The organism is Amazonocrinis nigriterrae CENA67 (genome assembly GCF_016056305.1).
Taxonomy (GTDB): Bacteria; Cyanobacteriota; Cyanobacteriia; order Cyanobacteriales; family Nostocaceae; genus Amazonocrinis; species Amazonocrinis nigriterrae.
On sequence record NZ_JAECZC010000061.1, the window covers coordinates 20,153 to 27,637 of the forward strand.

A 7,485-nucleotide genomic window follows, 5' to 3' on the forward strand; every position below is an offset into this window, starting at 1 on the left:
ATCTATTCTGCATGAAGATTTGCTAAACCATATTTAAGTACAAGAAAGAAAAACGAACCGCAAAGTCCGCAAAGAACACAAAGAAAGAAGAAGTTAAAAGGGTTTGGCGCAGCCTCACAAAGAAATGGTATTAGTGTCTTGGTGATAGCCTGCCTTGAAAAAAAAGTTTATAATAGCTGATCGCATCAGTCATCAACTCGTTAATACGCACATTTTTTATAGTGGTATAACAATTTTATACACCTTTCTCATTCACAATGAGAAAATCTTTGTCACCTGCGGAGGCAGGTTTTGCCTGTGTAGCTTCCATTTCTAATCACCAAAGCACTCAATGTTGAACCTTAAAGGCTCAATTAAAATTTTCTTTCTTAGAAGTTATTAAATTTACTGGTGACTTTCTCAAATAACAGAATTGCGTGTTGTTTAAATAAAGTAACACCGTATATATACTAGCGTATGTCAACACCTATGAGCAGCAGACCAGGAATCGTTATTACTAACTCAGAAAAAAAATTAACTAAAAAACCTGATATTGATACACGAAACGCAGTCATAGGAATAGCAAAAGCTGCTGCTAATGCCGCTACTGGTAATTTAGGGAACATACCAGAAAATATTGTAGATATCAGTGCAGCAATTGGGTTAGGAGAAGAACCTGGTCAAATAGCCTATGGGCTAATTTTTAATTCTCTGACTCTGGCAATGCGTAGCTTGGTAGAAAAAAACAAAAAATTACTGCGGCAAGCAAACAAAGATAAGAATGTAGACGAAAATGAACTTGAGATAATTTCTAAACATCGCCTCAACCAGTCTTTAGAAAAACTGGAAGAACCAGACATAACTATTTACAGCGATTTTTTTAAACGTCCTAAAGACTTTCCTATTATTCAAGAAATCAAAACCCCCTTTGCTGAGTGGTTGCAAGCTCTTAATCTTGATAAATCAAACGCAGAAGCTATTAGTAATCAGCTTCCTATCGAGTTTACATATGCTTTATATACAGAGTTAGCAAAACATCCAGATAAATATGTCCGTTTAAAAAAACAGCTAGATAATCCTGTTAATGAAGCTGCTGAACGAGAAATTAAACGACAACTATCATGGCAACGATATTCAGCTTGGCTGCAAAAACAAGTAGAAGAACCAATGTTTTTAGAAGCCTTTGGTCTCAAACAGGTTTATGTTCCTTTAAAAGCTTACTATCAGCAAAAAAATGATGATGGAAAAGAAGAAGAATCTAAACCCCGGCAAGGAGAAAATAAAGAATATCAGAAAATTGTTGTTGACTTAGAAACTGAACTGGAAGCTTGGTTAGAGAAAGGCGATCGCAATGATGCCATTCGAGTAATTAGTGGTGGGCCAGGAAGTGGTAAATCCTCCTTTGCCAAAATCTTTGCAGCTAACCAAGCAGAAAAAGGTAAAATTACTGTTTTATTTATTCCTTTGCATCACTTTAAACTCTCAGCTGATTTCGTTGATGCAATTGGTGAGTTTGTTCGATTTGATGGTTTTGTTAGCCACAATCCTTTAAAAGAACAAGAGACTGATTCACCTTTACTAATTATCTTTGATGGCTTGGACGAGCTGACTATGCAAGGTAAAATTGCCGCAGAAGCTGCTCAAAATTTTGTCCGTTTAGTCAAAGATGAAGTTAATCGTTTTAATCTACATCAAACTCGATTACAAGTATTAATCAGTGGTAGAGAACTAGTAGTACAGGCTAATAGTAGTGACTTTCGCAAACCACAGCAAATCTTGCATATCCTGCCTTATTTTGTAGTTGAGCGTGATAGGAAGAATTACATCGACCAACAAAACTTTTTGCAGCAAGATCAACGGCAGATTTGGTGGCAGAAGTACGGTAATGTTAGTGGACGAGGTTATGATTCTTTACCACCAGATCTAGATAAAGATAATCTTACAGAAATTACTGCCCAACCCCTGCTGAATTACTTAGTAGCATTGAGTATTGACAAGCATAAAACATTTCCTAAAGACGGGAATCTGAATGCAATTTATGCAAATTTACTCACCGCAGTTTATGAGCGGGATTGGGCTGGTTATCAACATCAGGCGATTCGAGAAGTTAAAAAAGAAGACTTTGTTCGCATCCTCGAAGAAATTGCTTTAGCTTCCTGGCACGGAGATGGACGAACGACAACAGTTAAAGAGATTAAAGCTTATTGCGATAATAGTGGACTAACAAGACTACTAGAGAAGTTTCAAGAAGGTGCAGAATTAGGCGCAACTCGTCTTTTGACTGCCTTTTATTTCCGTGAAAGTGATGGAGTTAAAAACCAGGAAAAAACCTTTGAATTTACTCACAAGAGTTTTGGTGAGTATTTGACAGCAAGGCGCATTGTGCGAGAAGTAGATTTTATTCATAAACAGTTGTACAAGCGTGAAAATAACCCATATGAACGTGAAGGATGGGATAAAAAAGAAGCCTTAAAGTATTGGGCAATGCTGTGTGGTAAGTCTGCTATTGACAAATACCTTTTTAACTATATTGTTGATGAAATACGTTTACAAAAGTCAGAGGATGTAATCAATGGGCAGCAAAGTATATCTAATCTTATTAGTATTGTGTTGCGATATGGAATGCCCATGGAAGAATTAAAACGGGATTCTTTTCAAGAAGAAAAACGGCAATCACGTAATGCAGAAGAAGCATTATTAGCTGTCTTAAATACTTGCGCTAGAGTCACAAAGTCTGTTTCAAATATTCAAGGTAATTCTTCTGAAGATAAACCTTCTAAAGATTTCGGAGATTGGATTTATTGGCTACGTGGGCAAAGAACAACAGTTTATAGTGATGTTTCTTGCTTAGATTACTTAAGTTTTTTAGATTTAAAAAACTGCATTCTTATATCTCAAGATCTTTTGGGAGCGCATTTTGAAGGGACGAATCTTCAAGATGCAAAGCTTCAAAGAACCATTCTTGAATGGGCACATTTTGAAGGAGCGAATCTTGAATGGGCACATTTTGAAGGCGCAAATCTTGAGGGTGCAAATCTTGAGGGCGTGAATCTCAAAGGCGCAATTTTTGAAAGTGCGAATCTTAAATGGACGCATCTTAAAGAAGCACATCTAGAAAAGCAGAATTTCCGAAGGGCAAATCTTGAAGGAGCGCATCTTCAAAAGGCAGATCTTAAACTTGCATATCTTGAAGGAGTACATCTTGAAGGAGCGCATCTTGAAGGGGCGGATCTTGGATTTGCATATCTTGAAGGAGCGCATCTTGAAAGAGCGCATCTTGAAGGGGCAAATCTTAAAGGAGCAAATCTCAAATGGGTGTATCTTGAAGGAGCGCATCTTCAAGGAGCGCATCTTCAAGGAGCGCATCTTCAAGGGGCAAATCTTAAAGGAGTACATCTTGAAGGAGCCAATCTTAGATGGGTGAATTTTGATAGAGCGGATCTTCAAGGGGCACATTTTGAGGGAGCAGATCTTGAAGGGGCGCGTCTTGAACGGGCAAGTCTTAAAGGAGCGCATCTTGAATGGCCAAAACTTTTACCCACAAATTTTGGGAGTGAAGATTTAGCAGACTCAGAACAAAATTCGCCTTCAGACTCCAATGAGCAACCAGCATCAGAGTAGCTTGCAGCAGGGTAGCATGTGGCGTGCGACTTCTAGTCGCTAGGGTCAGTATTAAATTAACCTGAGTTCGGGATAAGGAAAGGAGCAGGTAGTAAGCTGAAAATAACGACAAATCCAGCAACCTGCCCTATGTTTAGTTTAGAAGCATTATTCTGCCATGTAGACGATTTCTGTCAGCTATTTGAGGTGCAATGGCGCAAAAAGCTGTTGAGTAATGGAGGAATCAGACGTAACCGCAAAAGAAGTCTATGTTTGAGCGAGATAATCACGATTCTCGTGGCCTTCCATCAGACACACTACCGCAATTTCAAATATTTTTATTTGAATCAAGTCAAACAACAATGGAGTAATGCGTTTCCCGAGCTACCAAGTTATCAACGATTTATTGAATGGATACCATCAACTTTAATACCTTTATGCGTCTATCTCAAGCATTGCTTAGGCAAGTGTACTGGTATCGGTTTTATGGATTCAACGAGTCTCAAAGTTTGCCATAATCGTCGGATTTCTCAGCATCAGGTGTTTCAGGGTTTAGCTGCACGTGGTAAAACTTCTGTGGATTGGTTTTTTGGTTTTAAACTTCATATAGTCGTCAATGAGCTTGGGCAACTGTTAAATGTGACCCTGACTCCTGGTAACATTGATGACCGTCAACCAGTACCTAATTTGCTGAGTGAGTTGTTTGGCAAAATTTTCGGCGATCGCGGTTATGTTTCTCAGAAACTAGCTGATCAACTTTTAGAAGACTTCGGCATTCAATTTTTTGCCAAGCCCCGTCGCAACATGAAAAACAAGTTAATGCTTCTTCATGACAAGCTTTTATCTCGTAAACGCTCCATTATTGAAACCATTAACGACCAACTTCAAAATATTTCTCAGATTGAGCATTCTAGACACCGAAGCCCCGTAAATTTTTGCGTTAATGTTCTGTGCGGATTAATTGCTTATTGCCATCAACCTAAGAAACCCAGTCTTCAAATGGACTGGCTTTTATCTCAAACTGCTTAACCCGAACTCAGGTTAAATTAGACTTAAAAGACATCTTCTTAAAGAACAGACCTTTTGCTAAAAATTTGCAAAAGGTCTAATAGCTCTTGAGGAGAACAAAAACATTTATTATTAAACTTTCTCATTAATATAATTGAGACTCAGCCAGCAGCATCAGCAAAGCTTGGTATAGATATTTCTACTTGACTAGTATTTTGTGGAAGTTGTTCCTGATTCTTCTGTGCAAAATGCTTATCCATGAGTGCAGGGACTTGTGCCGCACTAATACGGCTGTAGCGGGTTTTATCTGGCATTACCAAATTAGGGCCAGCTTTGCAGTTTTTCATGCAGCCAGTACCTTTGATAGTAACTTGGTCTTCCAAACCGCGATCGCTTAAACTTGCCTCCAATGCCTGACAAAGGCCGTTACCACCACGTTTCATACAATCAGACTTTTGACACACCAAAATTGTGGCTTTGGTCTTGACTGGTTTTGTCTTGGCGCTATCAACAGCTGGAGGCTCTTGTAATGCAGTGGCAGCCTGAACTCTCGCCATCTCGCTTCGCGCTGCCATCACACGCTCAGCTTTAAATGTAATCTTATCGTTTTTCAGTTCGTGCTTTTTTTCACCAACAACTTGTAACCAAGTACCTCGTGGTAACCTCCAGTCAAAAGTCGCCCTTAAATGTTTAGCTAGTTTAACGTAGCATTCACCCTCAGCAGTCGCTAACAACAAGCCTTTTAGCTTATAGCCATCTTTAATCACGAAATCGATAAACCTTCCTTCAAGGCAAAATTCCGAGATTTCTGTACTGTAGTATGCACTCATGTTGTTTAACCTAATTTTTTTAAGTAAGTATCCCTAAGACATTAACTGAGAAGTTTGAAACAGCGACCTTTGGAAACTGTTAGTTACGACTACGCCAACAATGTTCAAGATTCCCAATCAAGTCTTGACGAGAGGCTGTCAATCGCCGCATCACGTTCCAAAATTGAACAACTGCCGTGGGATTGCCAATTTCAACTTGCAATGGTTGGTTAGTCTCACACCAACAAGGAATGTCTAGTTCCTGTAGGCGTTGATATACTTGCCAACGATCTGCCCAATTGACCTCTACAGTGTGCTTGCTTTCTATTTGTGAACTGAACGATTTCAAGAAACTAGCCCCCAAAGTGCAACAAACTTGCATTAACTACCGTGCTTTTACTCCCTGATATTTAGCCCTTTTGGGAATACAGCCTCTCTTATTAGGATACCTTAAGTGCAAACAATTCTCAGTTACTACACCAAAAAAACATAAAAAATTTGTAACAATTCCCTGTTTTCAAAGAGCTTTGAGAGAAACAGGGGTTAGAGCAATACTCTCAGGACTCACGCGACACTACAGCTTGTAGCGACGATTCATTAATCACTGCTACCTGAAAATAAGAGTTTCGCCTATTGTTTACGTGAGTTCGATGAACCTCTCCCTCCCGACCTCCCTCGCCTAAAAGGCAAGGGAGGAGTAACGAAAAATAAGGGTTTTACTCCCCTCTCCTGCAAGGAGAGGGGCTGGGGGAGAGGTCAAAACAGCACTTGTCGAACTCACGTAAACAAACGTGAGTCCTGTTTTGGCAAAAGTAGCTTCTGTATATAGGAAAACAAAAATCCTATCCTTTTGTCTTTCCTTTTTCTAGGAAAATAATTGTCATCTACTAAGTGATGGATATAACAAAAATTTCTCAAGAATAAATGTTTGCACTTTTAACGACAAAAATTTTCAAATTTTTATGATACTGATGGGGCTTGCATTTATTTTTAAAATGTTAATATGTAGAGACTAAGCAGTTAAAAAGTATAACTGCTAAAAAGCGAGGAGAACATGGCTGATACACACACTTTGTTACAAAATTTTGGTCAGGTTTATGACAATCCTGTATTACTGGATCGCAGTGTTACTGCTCCAGTGACAGAAGGATTTAACGTAGTCTTAGCTAGTTTTCAAGCACTGTACTTGCAGTACCAAAAACACCATTTTGTAGTTGAGGGTGCAGAGTTTTACTCACTACATCAATTTTTTAACGAAAGCTACGAAGAAGTTCAAGACCACGTGCATGAAATTGGCGAACGCTTGAACGGACTAGGCGGTGTGCCAGCCGCTAGCTTTAGTAAATTAGCGGAATTAACCTGTTTTGAGCCAGAACCCGATGGTGTATTTTCTGCCCGCAAGATGGTAGAAAATGACCTAGCAGCAGAACAAGCTATTATTAACGTGATTCGTCGCCAAGCTGCTCAGGCAGAAAGTTTGGGCGACCGTGGCACACGCTATTTGTACGAAAAAATTCTGTTAAAGACTGAAGAAAGAGCCTACCATTTGGCTCACTTCCTAGCTAAGGATAGTTTAACCTTGGGCTTTGTTCAACCTGCTCAGAACTAATACCTTCTGATTTCGGTTAAACTTGAGTAGACTGAAAAAAATTGACAGCACTAAGTCTTAAAAAAAGATAAAGAATGGCAGAGAGATCATACGCTCTCTGCCATTCTTTATCTAAGTATACAAAACCTCACAATATGTAATATTCATAACAAAATCAATAATAAAAATTATTGGCAATTAGCTTGTTAAGAAATATTTTTATTTAAGCTATTCTATTCACAGTTAATTATTAGTGATATTTACTTGAAAAAATAGATAATCATTTTAAAAATCATAAATTTCACTACAAACATTGTAAAACTCCTGAAAGTTATTTCTTGAGAAATCTTTGAACTAAAACCTTTCAAAAAAAGAGATAGTTAGTTGTCAGTGGTCAGTTGTCAGTTGTTGCAAGGCAGGAGGCTGGAGTTAGTTAAAAGTTATTCTTTTTGTCTCCCTCATCTCTCCATTGCCCCCCAACCCCTCCAGGGGCCCCGAAGC

Annotated in this window: 5 protein-coding genes; 3 read left to right on the forward strand and 2 right to left on the reverse strand. The window is 38.8% G+C overall.

Annotated features, from left to right (window positions below):
* The first annotated feature begins 468 nt into the window (after positions 1 to 468).
* Positions 469 to 3,600 carry a pentapeptide repeat-containing protein gene (locus tag I8748_RS24935; protein WP_198127213.1) on the forward strand — a complete coding sequence of 1,044 codons (3,132 nt, stop codon included), beginning with the start codon at positions 469 to 471 and terminating at the stop codon, positions 3,598 to 3,600.
* Positions 3,601 to 3,729: 129 nt separating this feature from the next.
* Positions 3,730 to 4,608 (forward strand): IS982 family transposase, encoded by an 879-nt coding sequence (locus I8748_RS24940; protein ID WP_198127214.1) that lies wholly within the window; start codon positions 3,730 to 3,732, stop codon positions 4,606 to 4,608.
* Positions 4,609 to 4,748: 140 nt separating this feature from the next.
* On the opposite strand, the gene I8748_RS24945 is transcribed toward I8748_RS24940, so the two are convergent.
* Both I8748_RS24945 and I8748_RS24950 read right to left on the reverse strand, forming a co-directional pair.
* Entirely contained in the window at positions 4,749 to 5,417 is a 669-nt protein-coding gene (locus tag I8748_RS24945) for a (2Fe-2S) ferredoxin domain-containing protein (RefSeq protein ID WP_198127215.1), read from the reverse strand.
* Between the two features lie 79 nt (positions 5,418 to 5,496).
* Positions 5,497 to 5,745 (reverse strand): Asr1405/Asl0597 family protein, encoded by a 249-nt coding sequence (locus I8748_RS24950; RefSeq protein ID WP_198127216.1) that lies wholly within the window; start codon positions 5,743 to 5,745, stop codon positions 5,497 to 5,499.
* Positions 5,746 to 6,450: 705 nt separating this feature from the next.
* Between I8748_RS24950 and I8748_RS24955 the strand changes: the two genes are divergently transcribed.
* Positions 6,451 to 7,005 carry a DNA starvation/stress protection protein DpsA gene (locus I8748_RS24955; RefSeq protein ID WP_198127217.1) on the forward strand — a complete coding sequence of 185 codons (555 nt, stop codon included), beginning with the start codon at positions 6,451 to 6,453 and terminating at the stop codon, positions 7,003 to 7,005.
* Positions 7,006 to 7,485: the final 480 nt, after the last annotated feature.

Coding starts and splice junctions, on each gene's coding strand:
- I8748_RS24945 (WP_198127215.1), bottom strand. CDS start 5,417: ATGAGTGCATACTACAGTACAGAAATCTCGGAATTTTGCCTTGAAGGA.
- I8748_RS24940 (WP_198127214.1), top strand. CDS start 3,730: ATGTTTAGTTTAGAAGCATTATTCTGCCATGTAGACGATTTCTGTCAG.
- I8748_RS24935 (WP_198127213.1), top strand. CDS start 469: ATGAGCAGCAGACCAGGAATCGTTATTACTAACTCAGAAAAAAAATTA.
- I8748_RS24955 (WP_198127217.1), top strand. CDS start 6,451: ATGGCTGATACACACACTTTGTTACAAAATTTTGGTCAGGTTTATGAC.